This is a genomic window from Streptomyces sp. TG1A-60, from assembly GCF_037201975.1.
Taxonomy (GTDB): domain Bacteria; phylum Actinomycetota; class Actinomycetes; order Streptomycetales; family Streptomycetaceae; genus Streptomyces.
The window spans coordinates 6,492,571-6,506,960 of the sequence record NZ_CP147520.1 but is presented as its reverse complement, the minus strand read 5'-3'; the positions used below and the strand labels follow the sequence as shown (position 1 = coordinate 6,506,960).

General features: G+C 71.2%; 14 protein-coding genes and 1 pseudogene. 9 read left to right on the top strand and 6 right to left on the bottom strand.

The genetic code is table 11. The features are described from left to right. The first annotated feature begins 240 nt into the window (after positions 1 to 240). Positions 241 to 1,773 carry a S8 family serine peptidase gene (locus WBG99_RS28365; protein WP_338899022.1) on the top strand — a complete coding sequence of 511 codons (1,533 nt, stop codon included), beginning with the start codon at positions 241 to 243 and terminating at the stop codon, positions 1,771 to 1,773. Between the two features lie 106 nt (positions 1,774 to 1,879). Here WBG99_RS28365 and WBG99_RS28360 read toward each other — a convergent pair whose 3' ends face one another. Continuing rightward, on the bottom strand, positions 1,880 to 2,047 hold the full coding sequence (locus tag WBG99_RS28360) for a hypothetical protein (RefSeq protein WP_338899021.1): 168 nt from the start codon (positions 2,045 to 2,047) through the stop codon (positions 1,880 to 1,882). Between the two features lie 434 nt (positions 2,048 to 2,481). Between WBG99_RS28360 and WBG99_RS28355 the strand changes: the two genes are divergently transcribed. Further along, positions 2,482 to 3,507 carry a DEDDh family exonuclease gene (locus WBG99_RS28355; protein ID WP_338899020.1) on the top strand — a complete coding sequence of 342 codons (1,026 nt, stop codon included), beginning with the start codon at positions 2,482 to 2,484 and terminating at the stop codon, positions 3,505 to 3,507. 317 nt (positions 3,508 to 3,824) lie between these two features. Here the strand turns inward: WBG99_RS28355 and WBG99_RS28350 are convergent, their stop codons facing one another. After that, positions 3,825 to 4,073, bottom strand: coding sequence for a hypothetical protein (locus tag WBG99_RS28350; protein WP_338900515.1), 249 nt, complete (start codon positions 4,071 to 4,073; stop codon positions 3,825 to 3,827). A gap of 301 nt (positions 4,074 to 4,374) precedes the next feature. Between WBG99_RS28350 and WBG99_RS28345 the strand changes: the two are divergent. Next, positions 4,375 to 4,666: pseudogene (locus tag WBG99_RS28345) on the top strand (metallophosphoesterase); the annotation flags it as partial. A 237-nt stretch (positions 4,667 to 4,903) separates the two neighbouring features. Continuing rightward, positions 4,904 to 5,701 carry an SURF1 family protein gene (locus WBG99_RS28340; protein ID WP_338899019.1) on the top strand — a complete coding sequence of 266 codons (798 nt, stop codon included), beginning with the start codon at positions 4,904 to 4,906 and terminating at the stop codon, positions 5,699 to 5,701. Between the two features lie 154 nt (positions 5,702 to 5,855). Here WBG99_RS28340 and WBG99_RS28335 read toward each other — a convergent pair whose 3' ends face one another. From WBG99_RS28335 to WBG99_RS28320, 4 genes are all read right to left on the bottom strand, one after another. Further along, entirely contained in the window at positions 5,856 to 6,182 is a 327-nt protein-coding gene (locus WBG99_RS28335; protein WP_338899018.1) for a hypothetical protein, read from the bottom strand. A gap of 224 nt (positions 6,183 to 6,406) precedes the next feature. Further along, positions 6,407 to 6,604 carry a YbdD/YjiX family protein gene (locus WBG99_RS28330; protein WP_338899017.1) on the bottom strand — a complete coding sequence of 66 codons (198 nt, stop codon included), beginning with the start codon at positions 6,602 to 6,604 and terminating at the stop codon, positions 6,407 to 6,409. Continuing rightward, positions 6,601 to 8,751, bottom strand: a complete 2,151-nt coding sequence (locus WBG99_RS28325; protein ID WP_338899016.1) for a carbon starvation CstA family protein — start codon at positions 8,749 to 8,751, stop codon at positions 6,601 to 6,603. Before WBG99_RS28325 ends, WBG99_RS28330 begins: the two co-directional genes overlap by 4 nt. 79 nt (positions 8,752 to 8,830) lie before the next feature. Next, positions 8,831 to 9,055: a DUF3311 domain-containing protein gene (locus WBG99_RS28320; RefSeq protein ID WP_338899015.1), complete on the bottom strand. Its 225-nt coding sequence runs from the start codon at positions 9,053 to 9,055 to the stop codon at positions 8,831 to 8,833. A 167-nt stretch (positions 9,056 to 9,222) separates the two neighbouring features. On the opposite strand from WBG99_RS28320, the gene WBG99_RS28315 reads away from it, so the two are divergent. The 5 genes from WBG99_RS28315 to WBG99_RS28295 all read left to right on the top strand — a co-directional run bounded on the left by WBG99_RS28315 (position 9,223) and on the right by WBG99_RS28295 (position 14,368). Continuing rightward, a complete protein-coding gene (locus WBG99_RS28315) occupies positions 9,223 to 10,764 on the top strand; it encodes a sodium:solute symporter (RefSeq protein ID WP_338899014.1) in 1,542 nt (513 codons plus the stop codon). A 164-nt stretch (positions 10,765 to 10,928) separates the two neighbouring features. Further along, entirely contained in the window at positions 10,929 to 11,468 is a 540-nt protein-coding gene (locus WBG99_RS28310; protein WP_338900514.1) for a sigma-70 family RNA polymerase sigma factor, read from the top strand. After that, the gene (locus WBG99_RS28305; protein ID WP_338899013.1) at positions 11,465 to 11,758 is read left to right on the top strand and encodes a hypothetical protein; all 294 of its coding nucleotides are present in this window, start codon (positions 11,465 to 11,467) and stop codon (positions 11,756 to 11,758) included. The genes WBG99_RS28310 and WBG99_RS28305 overlap by 4 nt, the downstream gene beginning before the upstream one ends. A 49-nt stretch (positions 11,759 to 11,807) precedes the next feature. Then, complete coding sequence (locus WBG99_RS28300) at positions 11,808 to 13,607, top strand: glycoside hydrolase family 15 protein (RefSeq protein WP_338899012.1); 1,800 nt, start codon at positions 11,808 to 11,810, stop codon at positions 13,605 to 13,607. A 5-nt stretch (positions 13,608 to 13,612) separates the two neighbouring features. Further along, positions 13,613 to 14,368: an SDR family oxidoreductase gene (locus tag WBG99_RS28295; protein WP_338899011.1), complete on the top strand. Its 756-nt coding sequence runs from the start codon at positions 13,613 to 13,615 to the stop codon at positions 14,366 to 14,368. Positions 14,369 to 14,390: the final 22 nt, after the last annotated feature.

Here is a 14,390-nt window from a genome sequence, read left to right as displayed (position 1 = left end):
ACGTCACGGTGACGCGCCAGGACCGGTTCAACCGCGCGTGTTTCTTTCGAAAACCGATGCGGAAGCGGTCCGGACGTGCGTCGACTTCGAGGGTTACCCCTCTACTTCGGCCTCCCTTCCGCGAAGTGATTGCTGGCCACGGAGGCCGAGGGATAGCTTCGAGCTGCACCAACGTCATGTACCTGCCCAGGCAGCACTCTGTCCGGGCCGGCTCTCGTTTCCGGATGATGTGGAGACCCCATGGCTCATCTGCGCTCCAGGCGACGGCTCGCACTCGCGGTGCCGGTCGCCTTGTCGCTGACCGCCTCGCTCGGCTTCCTGCCGGGTGTCGCCTCGGCGGCCCCGATCGCGGAGTCCACCACCGCGACCGCGCAGGGCCCGAACCTCTCGTACGTCGTGAACACGAAGACCGACAAGCGCACGATCGCCTCGGTGAAGCGCGCGGTGGCCGCGGCCGGCGGCAAGGTCGTGATCACGTACACCAAGATCGGCGTGATCGTGGTCCACTCGGCCGACCCGGAGTTCGCGAAGACGATCCGCGCCGCGCGCGGTGTGCAGTCCGCCGGCGCCACCCGGACCTCACCGCTGACCCCCGCCGGTACGACGGACCTGGGCGCCGTCGACTACCTGACGGACGTGGAGGCCGCGAAGGTGGAGGCCGCCTCGGCGGACATCCCCGACGCCGAGCCCCTTGAGGCCGACCAGTGGGACCTGCGCTCGATCGGCGCCGACAAGGCCGCGAAGATCAACCCGGGCAGCAAGAAGGTCACCGTCGCCGTCATCGACACCGGCGTCGACGACACCCACCCGGACCTCGCGCCGAACTTCTCCAAGTCCCAGTCGGCCAACTGCGACGGCGGTGTCGCGGACACCAGCGAAGGGTCCTGGCGGCCGTACACCCCGCAGGACTACCACGGCACGCACGTGGCCGGTGAGATAGCCGCGGCCCGCAACGGCGTCGGCGTCGCCGGTGTCGCGCCCGGCGTGAAGGTCTCCAGCATCAATGTGACCGACCGCGACAACGGCCTGTTCTACGCGGAGGCCATGGTCTGCGCGTTCGTGTTCTCCGCCGACCACGGCGTGGAGATCACGAACAACAGCTACTACATCGACCCGTGGCTCTACAACTGCGTGGACCACCCGGACCAGAAGGCCATCGTCGACGCGGTCAACCGGGCCCAGAAGTACGCCACGAGGAAGGGCACCCTGCACCTGGCCTCGGCGGGCAACTCCAACCACGACCTCGCCTCCGACGCGATCCTGGACGACTCCAGCCCCAACGACTCCACCCCGGTCGAGCGCACCATCGACCCGAGCGAGTGCCTCGACATTCCGACCCAGTTGCCGGGCATCGTGACGGTGAGCGCGACGGGCGTGAAGAACGAGAAGTCGTTCTACTCCACGTACGGCAACCGCGTCGTCGACGTCGCGGCGCCTGGCGGCGACAGCCGCTACCAGATCCCGGACACGCCGTCGAAGAACGGCCGTATCCTGTCCACCATGCCGAACGGCGAGTACGGCTACCTGCAGGGCACGTCGATGGCGGCGCCGCACGCCTCCGGTGTCGCCGCGCTGCTGAAGTCGACGCACCCGTGGGCGAGCCCGCAGCAGTTGCAGTGGCTGCTGAAGGCGCAGGCGGACAAGGAGGCCTGCCCGGAGACGTACGACCAGGACGGCGACGGCACTCCGGACGCGGTGTGTGAGGGCGGCCCGCGTGTGAACGGTTTCTACGGGTTCGGCATCGTCGACGCACTCAAGGCCGTCAAGAGGTAGACGCCCCGACGCCCGGGGAGCACCAAGACCTCGCGGGACCGGGTTCCCGCACAGCTCGTAGCGCTCGTTTCGCGAACGAGCCGGAGTCCGGCCTGGCAGCGTCGCCTCACCAGCGCTCGCGCCGTCTGGCGGCGGTCCCGCTCGGGATGGCCATGGCGACCGCGCTCACCGCCCGCCCGAACGTCACGGCCTCGGCCTCGGCCGCCGAGACGACCGGGCGGGCGGCGGGGACGCGACGCCGCTCAGCTGTGTGGTCGACGTGATCCCCGGGCACGGTCCGTCCGCCCCGGGTGAAGAAGGCCGTCGCACGCCGGCGGTACGGTCGTGACGACGGAGAGGCGGACACGGCGTTCGGCGGCCCGGGGGTGCGCGGACCAAAGGCGCCGCAGGAACGGGAGTTCGCCGGTTCGGCGGCGCGGGCCGACGCTCACGCGGGCGAGGTCGCCGCGAAGAAGCACGCGTTCCTCGCCCTGGTGCACGGCGGCGTGCATCGGCGCGACCGGCACGGCGTACCGGCTGCTGCCGGGTCCGGTCGACGGCTGAGGGCCTGGGAGCGCCGACGCCCGGGGACCCGGTGGCCGAGCCGGCGCGGATGCCGGGCCAAGTGCCCGCCGCCGGGGTGGCGTTGGGCACCGTGCGGACGCGCGCCCCCGCTCCCCGGCCGGGCGCGCGCAGCGGTGTCGGTCCCGGCCCGTATCCTCATGGACCATGCTCGAAGACCACACGACCGCAGCGTCGCAAGCGCCTTGGCCAATCGCGTATCCACCGGGGTACGCGGTCGTGGACGTGGAGACGACCGGGCTGGCCCGGGACGACCGGATCATCTCGGCGGCTGTGTACAGACTGGACGCGCGGGGCGAGGTCGAGGACCACTGGTACACGTTGGTGAACCCGGAGCGGGATCCGGGGCCGGTGTGGATCCACGGGCTGACGAGTGACGTGCTCGAAGGGGCGCCGCTCTTCCGGGAGATCGCGGAGGAGTTCTCGTCCCGGCTCGCGGACCGCGTGCTCGTCGCGCACAACGCGGTGTTCGACTGGTCGATGATCGCCCGGGAGTACGCGCGCGCGGAGACCGAGGCGCCGGTACGGCAGCGGCTGTGCACGATCGCGCTGTCGAAGGAACTGGGGCTGCCGCTGGCGAACCACAAGCTGGAGTCGCTGGCGGCGCACTTCGGGGTCGTGCAGCAGCGAGCGCACCACGCGCTGGACGACGCGCGGGTGCTGGCGGAGGCGTTCAGGCCGAGTCTGCACGCGGCGGCGAACCGGGGCGTGCGCCTGCCGCTGCTCGAATGCCGGCCGCTGACGGAGTGGTACGGCTCGACGACGATCGGGCGGCAGGCATCCGGCGGCCATGGGACTTCTGGTGGTTACGGGTCCCCCGGGGGCTATCGGTCCGGCAGTTGGCGGCCCTCGCGCAAACGGCCCGCGTGCCCCTATCCCAACCCCGGGCGGTACGAGGAGGGTAAACCTCTCAAGCAGGGCATGCGGGTCGCGTTCTCGGGGGACACCTCGGTGGATCGTGAGCTGTTGGAGGACCGTGCGGCGGAGGCGGGGCTGCATGTGGCGACGAGTCTGTCGCGGGTGACCAGTCTGCTCGTCACCAATGACCCCGACTCGGGTACGTCGAAGGTGGTCAAGGCCCGGCAGTACGGGACGCCGGTGATCGACGAGGCGGCGTTCGGTCAGCTGCTGCGCGATGTGGAGCCCGCCCGGCCGGCTTTCGACGACGCCTGAACGGTGCGGGCGACACCTGGCCGGCCGTACGGGTGATTGGCGGCGACTCACCCGCCGTCCGCTCGCCCGTGCCGCGTCGGCCGCCGCACCCTGTGGCCCATGGCGAGATGCGAAGCTACACATCACATCTCAGATGCAAGAGAACGGCTGGAGAGCCTGTCGATCGAGCGGCAGCGGATCATAGTCCGGAAGGGGCTCCCGGCCGTACTCATTCATCCCGCCAAGAGTCGCGGCGGCCGGTTCGACGCGGCCCGAGCCGAACCGGTCTTCATCGCTGTGTGACAAACGCCGGGGCCCTCCACGCGGGAGGGGCCTACTTATACGGCAGAACCAACCCTGTCCACGATGCCGGCCTTTCCCTCTGCACGCGAACAGTGGGCGCCGCAGTACCAGTGGCCTTCCACCTCGACGCCCTGGCCGATGATCTGCACACGGCAGTGCTCGCAGATGGGGGCCATGCGGTGGATCGCACAGGCGAACGAATCGAAGACGTGACGTGACCCGTCCTGGGTCTCCACAGTGAACGCCAGCTCGTAGTCATTCCCACACACTTCGCAACGTGTCATAAGCCGCATCGTCAGGGGTTGGGCGGGCATCCGCAAGCTGACGGCGCTCTGCCGGCCAGGCGTTCTACCTGGTCGGCGTAGCTGGTCATTGCCCGCCGGGCCGGTGGGCGCCCGGCACGACGAGTCGTCCGCCGTGTCGAACAGCAGGCCCTCATCGACGTGCTCGGCCAGCCAGCCGATACGTGGCGCGATGACCGGCATCCCCGTCGGCTGGCAGTCGACCACCGACATCGGCCACGGGCAGCCCGGCCGGAACGGGGCGATCCCGAAGTGTGACGACGCCAGCAGCGCCCGGTACCGCGTGCGGACACCGGCGTCGGACTCGATCGTCACGCGAGGCCTGGAGGCCGTGCTCGCCCGAACCAGAAGTGAGCGCCGCCGACCGCATCGTGCTCACCGGCGACATCACCGCCGGCCCGCAACCGACCCAGGTTCTCGACCGGCTGCCCTCTCTCGGCGACCGCTTCGTCTGGATCAGCGGCAACGCCGACCGTGAACTCCTCGAATACCGCAGTGGCCAACGCGACTCGATCCCCGATCCAATCGCCCCCTGGGCCGCCGAACAACTACGCGAAGACCACATCGACCTTCTCGGCCAGCTACAGCCACGCGAGACGCGACGGCCGGGAGATCCGCCTCGGCGGCCCCGGTGACGAAGAAGACGTACGCCTCGCCGTACTCCTCTCCTTCGTCATGCACTTCCGCTACCTCCTGTCCGCCGGTGGTGCGCCGCTCGGCCGGCAGGCCCAGAACCTTCCCGGGGAGATGCTGCGAGGTCCGAGCGCACACCCGCCCGAACACACCCCACGACCGAGTTGTACGGTCGTGGGGTGTACCGCTTCCTGTTGTCCCGGCAGTGGGTGATCCTCACTCTGCTCGCGCTCGTCCTGATCCCGACGATGGTCAGGCTGGGCATCTGGCAGATGCATCGCTTTGATGAGCGCACCGCGCGGAACCAGCTGGTCGCCGACGCGCTGGCCGCGAAGCCGGTGCCCGTGGAGCGGCTGACCTCCCCCGGGCACACCGTCACCAGCGCGGAGCGCTACCGCACGGTGACCGCGAAGGGCCGCTTCGACACCGACGACGAGGTCGTCGTCCGCCGCCGCACCAACGCCGACGACGAGGTCGGCTTCCATGTGCTGACCCCGTTCGTCCTCGACGACGGCAAGCTCCTGCTCGTCAACCGCGGCTGGATCCCCGCGGACGGCCCGAGCCAGACCGCGTTCCCCGAGATCCCCGCGCCGCCCCTCGGCGAGGTCACCGTCACCGGGCGGCTGATGCCCGACGAGACGACCGAGGCGAGCGGCATCAAGGATCTCAAGGGCCTGCCGGACCGGCAGATCATGCTGATCGACAGCGAGCGGGAGGCGGACCGCCTCGGCGCCGAGGTCCTCGGCGGCTACCTCGCGCAGACGGCGCCCGAGCCGAAGGACGACACTCCGCAACAGCTCGGCAGCCCCGGCGACGAGAACGCGGCGCTGAACTACGCCTACGCCCTCCAGTGGTGGCTCTTCGCCGCGGGCATCCCCATCGGCTACGTGATCCTCGCCCGCCGCGAGCGCCGCGACCGCGAGGAGGCCGCAGCCACCGCGCGGGAGGAGACGGAAGCGGCACCCGCTCGGGCGTAGCCGGTTCTTCAGGCCCGCCCCCGGCCGGTCGCCCTCTCCCGCCAGTACGCGAAGGTCCGTTCCGGCTCGGGCAACAGGTCCCAGGGGTGGTGGGTCATATGGCGGCCGAGGCGTCGGAAGACGGGGCCGGCCTCGGCCGGCCGGTGCGCGCGGGTCAGGGCGAAGGCGAGGACGCTGAGCCGCCCGACTCGACGAAGGCGCGCAGCGTGAGGGCGTCGCCGTCGTCCGGGCGGTCGGAGATCCACCGCTGCGAGATCGCGGCGGGCAGGCGTTGCGCCAGTACGGCGAGCCGGTGCGCCCTGCGGTCCCAGTCGCGTCCCGTGGTCCGCAGCAGGTCGGCCACCGGTTCCCATGGGGGGCGGGTGCGGCCAGCGCCGAGGCCGTGGAGCTGCTGGGCGGGGCGGAGTTCGGTGAGGGTCGTGTGCAGGGGGTCGTCGTCGAGTTCGGGGCGGATCAGCGGGAAGGATCGGCGTCTCAGCATCTCGGGGCCGGTTCGGTTCGGGGCCGGTTCGGGGCCGGGGAAGGGAGGCAGTGGGCGCCGTGGGGTTGCCGGTCGCCCGCCGGCGCGGGCGGGCGGGTTTCGCTCGCCCGCGCCGGCGGGGTACCGCTCTTCGTGGGACGGACGCCGCCCCAGCGGCACGCTTGCCCACAGCTATCCACAGGTTCGGCACAAGCGGCCCTCTGGCCGCTGCTCGCACCGCGGCGTCAGCAGCACCGGCCCTCCGGGTGCTCCTCCCGGTGCCGTGTCCGCAGTACGTCGTACTGCCTCCGCGTCGGCACCGGCTCCCCCGGTCGATGGCTCCGGTGCCGCTCGCAGTAGCGGTCGTACTGGGCCTCCCCGGTGAGTTCCCGCAGGTACCAGCGCACGGTGCGCGCCCAGTGGCGGGCGGTGCGGGCGGTCACCGGCGGGCTCCCACCAACTGCTTCTCGGAGTCCTCCGTGTCGATGCGGGACTCGACGTACGGCGCCTCGGTCGTCGGCAGCGGGACCGGGGACCGTACGGCGCGGACGCACACCACGGCGCAGTTGACCAGGACGGTGAGGACCAGCAGCAGGAAGACGGCCATGATCACGCCGTCGACCGTGTTGTTGAGCACGATCGTGTGCATGTCGTCCATGTTCGTGGCGCCGGGCAGGAGTTCTCCCCTGTCGATGGCCGCCGCGTACTTGTCCCGCAGGGCGAAGAAGCCGATCGTCGGGTTGTCGGAGAAGATCTTCTGCCAGCCCGCGGTGTAGGTGACGGCGACGTCCCAGGCGAGCGGGATGCCGGTGACCCAGGCCCAGCGCAGCTTGCCGGACTTGATCAGGACGGTGGTGGTGACGGCCAGGGCGACCGCGGCCAGCAGTTGGTTGGCGATGCCGAACAGCGGGAACAGCTGCTTGATGCCGCCCAGGGGGTCGGTGACACCGGCGTAGAGGAAGTAGCCCCAGGCGCCGACGACCAGGGCGCTGGTGATCCAGATGCCCGGCTTCCAGGTGACGCGGCCGATCGGCTTCCAGACGTTGCCGAGCATGTCCTGGAGCATGAAGCGGCCGACGCGGGTGCCGGCGTCCACCGTGGTGAGGATGAACAGCGCCTCGAACATGATGGCGAAGTGGTACCAGAAGGCCTTCATGCCGGCGCCGCCGAACACCCCGGAGAAGATCTCCGACATGCCCACGGCCAGGGTGGGCGCACCGCCGGAGCGGCCGACGAGCGTCTCCTCCTCGACGGCCTTGGCCGCCGCGGTGAGCTGTTCCGGGGTGATGGTGAAGCCGAGGTTCTTCACGGCCTCGGCGGCGGTGTCGACGGTCGGGCCGAGCAGCGCGGCCGGGGAGTTCATGGCGTAGAAGAGGCCCGGTTCGAGCACACAGGCGGCGATCAGGGCCATGACGGCGACGAAGGACTCCGTGAGCATGGAGCCGTAGCCGATCATCCGGACCTGGGACTCCTTCTGGATCAGCTTCGGCGTGGTGCCGGAGGAGACCAGGGCGTGGAAGCCGGACAGGGCGCCGCAGGCGATGGTGATGAAGAGGAAGGGGAAGAGGGAGCCCGCGAAGACCGGCCCCTCGCCCGTGGAGGCGAATTCGGTCACCGGCTCGGCCTTGAGGTTCGGGGCGGCGATCACGACGCCGACGGCCATCAGGGCGATGGTACCGACCTTCATGAAGGTCGACAGGTAGTCGCGCGGGGCCAGCAGCATCCACACGGGGAGCACGGAGGCGACGAAGCCGTAGCCGACCAGGCAGAAGACCAGGGTCTCGGGGCTCCACACGAAGTACTCGGCGAGCGAGGAGTCCTGGATCCAGCCGCCGCCGAGGATGGCGAGCAGCAGCAGCGCGACACCGATGAAGCTGGTCTCGACGACCCGGCCGGGCCGCAGGTAGCGCAGGTAGAAGCCCATGAAGAGGGCGATGGGGATGGTCATGGTGACCGAGAAGGTGCCCCACGCGGACTCCGCGAGCGCGTTGACGACGACCATCGCGAGGACCGCGAGCAGGATGATCATGATGGCGAAGACGCCGATCAGCGCGGCGGCACCGCCCACCTTGCCGATCTCGTCGCGGGCCATCTGGCCGAGGCTCTTGCCGTCCCGGCGCATGGAGAGGAACAGGACGATCATGTCCTGGACCGCGCCGGCGAAGATCACGCCCGCGACGATCCAGATCGTGCCCGGCAGATAGCCCATCTGTGCCGCGAGGACCGGGCCGACCAGCGGTCCGGCGCCGGCGATGGCCGCGAAGTGATGGCCGAACAGCACCCGCTTGTCGGTGGGGTGGTAGTCGACGCCGTCCTCAAGTCGTTCGGCCGGCGTGGCGCGGGTGTCGTCGACCTTGAGGACCCGGCGGGCGATGAAGCGCGAGTAGAAGCGGTAGGCGATCGCGTACGAGCCGAGGGCCGCGACGAGCAGCCAGACGGCCGAGATCTCCTCGCCGCGGGAGAGGGCGAGCACGGCCCAGCCGGTCGCGCCGACAAGGGCGACGGCGATCCAGAGCGCGATCGATCTGGGCGACATCCGGGATCTTTCCGGCGCCTCACGACCGGACTCGGGCATGGCTGACGTAGGCATGGCGGCTCCTGACTTGGACGGGTGTGCGGCGAGCGGGACGACAAGAAGGAAGGGAAAGGCGGCGAGAGGAAGGTGCTGCTCAGCGATGTCGGTCTCGGTGTCGGTCCGTCAGCGCGTACGCGACGAGCAGACAGAGGCCGCATCCCGGCACCCAGGCGAGCTGGTACCAGTAGAAGAACGGCGTGCCCGCGAGCCGTGGCGCGGCACCGGCGTACCAGGGGACCCACAGCAGTCCCGCGGCGGGTGCGAGGAGCAGGACGGCGATCGCGACGCGCCGTAGCCGGTGATGACCGGTCCGTGCCATGACCTGCGCTCCTCTCCCGCTTCCTGTGGGTCTGTGCAAGAGTTGCCCACCCGCCGGGATCGGTTGACAGCGAATTCCCAGAAGATTTCCCGCCGGTTCCCTGTCCTCCGAACCGGCCGTCCGCGCAACCATCAGGTGAGGGCCAGGCACACCAAGGACGGTGATCCATGGCGGACGCTGCCATGACCGCGACGTTCATCGCCGTGATCGGCGGAGCGTCGCTGCTCGCCGTCACCGCGCGCCGGCTGCGCCCCAGCGACCGGCTGCCCTCCCTGGAGAGCTGGGCGCTGGCCGACCGCAGCCTCGGCCCGGTGTGGACCTGGCTGCTGCTCGGCGGCACGATCTTCACCGCGTACACCTTCACCGCCGTGCCCGGCCTGGCGTACGGCAACGGGGCGCCCGCCTTCTTCGCGGTGCCGTACACGGTGATCGTCTGCCCGCTCGCCTTCGTGCTGCTGACCCGGCTGTGGGAGGTGGCCCGGCGCCACGGGTACGTGACGGCCGGGGACTTCGTGCGCGGCCGGTACGGTTCGGCGCCGCTCGCCCTGGTGGTGGCGCTTACCGGGATCCTCGCGACGATGCCGTATCTGGCGCTGCAACTGCTCGGCATAAGGGCGGTGCTGACGGCCGGGGGCCTGTACCCGAGGGGCGCGGCCGGTGATCTGGTGATGGTGGCTTTGTTCGCGGGGCTCGCGGTGGCGACCTACCGGCACGGGCTGCGGGCGCCCGCCGTGATCTCGGCGCTGAAGGCGGTGGCCGTCTTCGTGTCGCTGACCGCCGTGTGCTGGCTGGTCCTCAGGCGGTTCGGCGGTCCGGGCCCGGTCTTCGACGGGGCGGCCGAGCGGCTGGGCGGACCGGGTCTGCTGCTGGCCCCCGAGCAGCAGCCCGCCTACGCGACCCTCGCGCTCGGCTCGGCACTGGCCCTGCTGATGTACCCGCACGTCCTCACCGCCGGGTTCGCCGCCGACGGGCCGCGTACCGTCCGCAAGGTGGCGGTGGCGCTGCCCGCCTGGACGGGGCTCCTGGCGCTCTTCGGCTTCCTCGGCATCGCGGCGCTCGCGGCGGGGGTGCGGGCGCCCGAGGGCGGTGCCGAGGCGGCCGTGCCGATGCTGGTGGACCGGCTGATGCCGGGGCCGCTGGCCGGACTGGTGTTCGGCGCGATCACGGTGGGCGCGCTGGTCCCGGCGGCCGTGATGTCGATCGCCGCCGCCACCGGCTTCGTGCGCAATGTGTATGTCGAGTACTTCCAGCCGACGGCCACGCCCAAGCGGCAGGTGCGCATCGCCAAGACGGTGTCGCTGACCGCGAAGGTCGGGGCGGTGGCGTTCGTGTTCGGACTGCGCGACCAGGACGCCATCAATCTCCAGCTCCTCGGCGGGGTGTGGATCCTGCAGATCTTCCCGGCCGTGGCGGTCGGCCTGTTCACCGGGCGGCTGCATCCGAGGGCGCTGCTCGCCGGGTGGGCCGTGGGCATGGTGACCGGCACCTTCCTGGTGGTGCGCGAGGGGTTCTCGTCCATCGTGCTCCTGGGCGGCGGCTCGCTGGAGATCTACGCCGGTCTGCTCGCCCTCCTGCTCAATCTGACCGTCGCCGTGATCGGCACCACGGTCCTCGAACGGCTCGGCGTCCCGCGCGGCGCCGACGCGACCGACCTACCGTCCCGCCTGACCGTCAGGCGGCGCCCCGAGACGGGAGCGAGCAACCCGTGAGACGCAGACAGCACATACGCGTGCCGGGCCGCCACGCGGCCGAGGCCCCGGTGGCCGCCGAGCCCCTGGGCCGCCAGGCCGCGCCGGCCGCCGAGCCACCGGGCGGCCCGTCCGCACCGGCCGCCGACCACCTGGGCGGCTCCTCCGCGCCGGCCGCCGAGCCGCTGGTGCCGCACCCCGCACTGCCGCCGGGCGCCCTCGGTGATTCCGCCGACGTGGAGCGCGAGGCCGGTGTCGCCCGGCTGTTCGAGCTGCACTACTCCTCGATGCTGCGGCTCGCGGTGCTGCTGGGCACCGACGACCCCGAGAACGTGGTGGCCGAGGCGTACTACCAGATCTACCGCAAGTGGCGGCGCCTCAGGGACGCCGAGGCGGCGGAGGCGTATCTACGCTCCACGGTCTGCAACCTCACCCGGATGCGGATACGGCACCTCCAGGTCGCCCGCAAACATGTCGAGACGCCGGCGGACGAGCCGGTCGCCTCCGCCGAGAGCACCGCGCTGCTCCACGACGACCAGCGGGTGCTGATCGGCGCGCTCCAGCAACTGCCCGCCCGGCAGCGGGAGGCGCTCGTACTGCGCCACTGGCTCGGGCTGAAGGAGAGCGAGATCGCCGCGGCGATGGGTATCTCCTGCGGCTCGGTCAAGACCCACACCGCACGCGGCCTCGCCGCCCTGACCCAGGCGATGGAGGCCCGGCGATGAACGACACCACCGGCAACGACACCGGTCAGGACCGCACCGAGCGGGAGCTGGCCGAGGCTCTCGCCGCACTGGCGGGCGGCGTCCACGCCGCCCCCGACGCCTACCGCACTGCCCGAGGCGACTGGCTCCGCCGCGAACGCCGCCGCCGCCTCGTCCTCGCCGTCCTCGTCCTGCTCGTCTTCGCCCTCGCCACCCTGATCGGCCTGTGGGTCCTCAACCAGGCCCCGTCCGACCCGGGAGTGATCTTCTCCGGGGTGGGCGGCACGACGGCCGGGACGGGACCGGGATGATCGGCGGGTTCCCGGACTGATCACCCCCCACTCCGGGAACCCGTCCCCCGTGCACTCCCACATCGAGGACTACGCGTTGATCGGCGACCACCAGACAGCCGCGCTGGTGAGCCGCCACGGTTCCATCGACTGGCTCTGTCTGCCCCGGTTCGACTCCGCCGCGTGCTTCGCCGCGCTGCTCGGCGACGAGGAGAACGGGCACTGGCGGATGGCGCCGAAAGGAGCTCAGGCCTGTACCCGGCGGGCGTACCGGCGGGACTCACTCGTCCTGGACACCGAATGGGAGACGGACGAGGGCGCGGTACGGGTCACCGACCTGATGCCGCAGCGCGACCGCGCCCCCGACGTCGTACGGATCGTGGAGGGTTTGTCCGGTCGGGTGACCATGCGCAGCACCCTGCGCCTCCGCTTCGACTACGGCTCGGTCGTGCCGTGGATGCGCAGGTCGGACGGTCACCGGGTGGCGGTCGCGGGCCCGGACGCGGTGTGGCTGCGCAGCGAGCCCCGGGTGCGGTCGTGGGGCGAGGACCGGGCCACGTACGCGGAGTTCACGGTGGAGCAGGGTGAGAAGGTCGCGTTCGTGCTGACCTGGCACCCCTCGCACGAGCCCCGCCCCCGCCTCGTCGACCCGTACGAGGCGCTGCGGTCCAGCCTCCACGACTGGCGGGCCTGGGCGGGGCACTGCCGGTACGACGGACCGCACCGGGACGCCGTGGTCCGCTCCCTGATCACCCTCAAGGCCCTCACCTACGCCCCGACCGGTGGCATCGTCGCGGCTGCCACCACCTCCCTCCCCGAGGAGATCGGCGGCGTCCGCAACTGGGACTACCGCCACTGCTGGCTGCGCGACTCCAGCCTCGTCCTCGGCGCGCTGCTGTCCTGCGGCTACCAGGCGGAGGCAGAGGCCTGGCGCGACTGGCTGCTGCGCGCGGTCGCGGGCGACCCGGCCGACCTGCAGATCATGTACGGCCTGGCCGGTGAGCGACGCATCCCCGAGTACGAACTGCCCTGGCTGTCCGGCTACGAGGACTCGCGTCCGGTCCGGGTCGGCAACGACGCCGTCCACCAGTTGCAGCTGGATGTGTACGGCGAGGTCATGGACTCCCTGTTCGTGTCCCGGCGTTCGGGTCTGCCCGGCAGGCCGGACATGTGGCAGATGCAGTGCGCGCTGATGGAGTTTCTGCGGTCGGCCTGGCGGAAGCCGGACGAGGGGCTGTGGGAGGTGCGCGGGCCGCGCCGGCACTTCACCCACTCCAAGGTGATGACCTGGGTCGCCGTCGACCGGGCCGTCCGCACGCTGGAGGACGACCCGGAGTTGTCCGGCGACCTCGACGGCTGGCGTGCCCTGCGTGACGAGATCCACCGCGAGGTGTGCGAGCGCGGCTACGACGCCGACCGCAACACCTTCACCCAGTCCTACGGCTCCCGCGAACTCGACGCGGCGCTGCTGCTCATTCCCCGCATGGGTTTCCTGCCGCCGGACGATCCGCGCGTGATCGGCACGGTCGACGCGATCCGCGAGGAGCTGTGCCACGAGGGGTTCGTCCGCCGCTACAGCACCGACCGCCTCACGGCGGCCACCACCTCCGTCGACGGGCTGCCCGGCGGCGAGGCCACGTTCGTCGTCTGCTCGTTCTGGCTGGCGGACGCCCTGCACATGACCGGCCGTACGGCCGAGGCGCACGAGATGTTCGAGCGGCTGGTGGGACTGGTCAACGACGTGGGACTGCTCGCGGAGGAGTACGACCCCGTCGCGGGCCGGCAGCTGGGTAACTTCCCGCAGGCGTTCAGCCATGTCGGTCTCGTCGGCACCGCCCTCGCCCTCTTCGACGGGAAGGAGGCAGGATAGGGCCCATGGATCTTGGGTTGAAGGACCGTGTCCACATCGTCACCGGGGCGACCCGCGGACTGGGCAACGCGGTCGCGCGGGAACTCGTCGCCGACGGCGCGAAGGTGGTCGTCACGGGCCGCGAGGAGGAGAGCGCGGGTGCGGCGGCTGCCGCGCTCGGGGTGAACGCGGTGGGTGTCGCCGCCGACAACGCCGACCCGGAGGCGGCCGGCCGGCTGATCGCCACCGCCCGCGAGCACTTCGGGGGCTTCGACGGCATCCTGATCAGCGTGGGCGGACCGCCACCGGGGTTCGTCGCCGACACCACCGACGAGCAGTGGACCGCCGCGTTCGAGTCGGTGTTCCTGGGGGCGGTCCGCCTGGCGCGGGCCGCCGCCGAGGAACTCGGGGAGGGGGGTGTCATCGGGTTCGTGCTGTCCGGGTCCGTGCACGAGCCGATCCCCGGACTGACCGTCTCCAACGGGCTGCGGCCCGGCTTGGCCGGATTCGCCAAGTCACTGTCCGACGAGGTGGGGCCGCGGGGGATTCGGGTCGTGGGACTGTTGCCGGCTCGCATCGACACGGACCGGGTGCGGGAGCTGGACGGTTTGTCGGCCGACCCCGAGGCCACGCGGGCGGCGCACGAGTCACGGATTCCGCTGCGGCGGTACGGGCGGCCGGAGGAGTTCGGGCGGACGGCGGCCTTCCTGCTGTCTCCGGCCGCGTCGTACCTGACGGGCGTGATGCTGCCGGTGGACGGTGGGATGAGGCACGGGTTCTGACAGCCGGCTGCCGACTGCGGAT

Coding starts and splice junctions, on each gene's coding strand:
- WBG99_RS28335 (WP_338899018.1), bottom strand. CDS start 6,182: ATGCTGAGACGCCGATCCTTCCCGCTGATCCGCCCCGAACTCGACGAC.
- WBG99_RS28295 (WP_338899011.1), top strand. CDS start 13,613: ATGGATCTTGGGTTGAAGGACCGTGTCCACATCGTCACCGGGGCGACC.
- WBG99_RS28325 (WP_338899016.1), bottom strand. CDS start 8,751: ATGCCTACGTCAGCCATGCCCGAGTCCGGTCGTGAGGCGCCGGAAAGA.
- WBG99_RS28350 (WP_338900515.1), bottom strand. CDS start 4,073: ATGACACGTTGCGAAGTGTGTGGGAATGACTACGAGCTGGCGTTCACT.
- WBG99_RS28365 (WP_338899022.1), top strand. CDS start 241: ATGGCTCATCTGCGCTCCAGGCGACGGCTCGCACTCGCGGTGCCGGTC.
- WBG99_RS28305 (WP_338899013.1), top strand. CDS start 11,465: ATGAACGACACCACCGGCAACGACACCGGTCAGGACCGCACCGAGCGG.
- WBG99_RS28355 (WP_338899020.1), top strand. CDS start 2,482: ATGCTCGAAGACCACACGACCGCAGCGTCGCAAGCGCCTTGGCCAATC.
- WBG99_RS28320 (WP_338899015.1), bottom strand. CDS start 9,055: ATGGCACGGACCGGTCATCACCGGCTACGGCGCGTCGCGATCGCCGTC.
- WBG99_RS28315 (WP_338899014.1), top strand. CDS start 9,223: ATGGCGGACGCTGCCATGACCGCGACGTTCATCGCCGTGATCGGCGGA.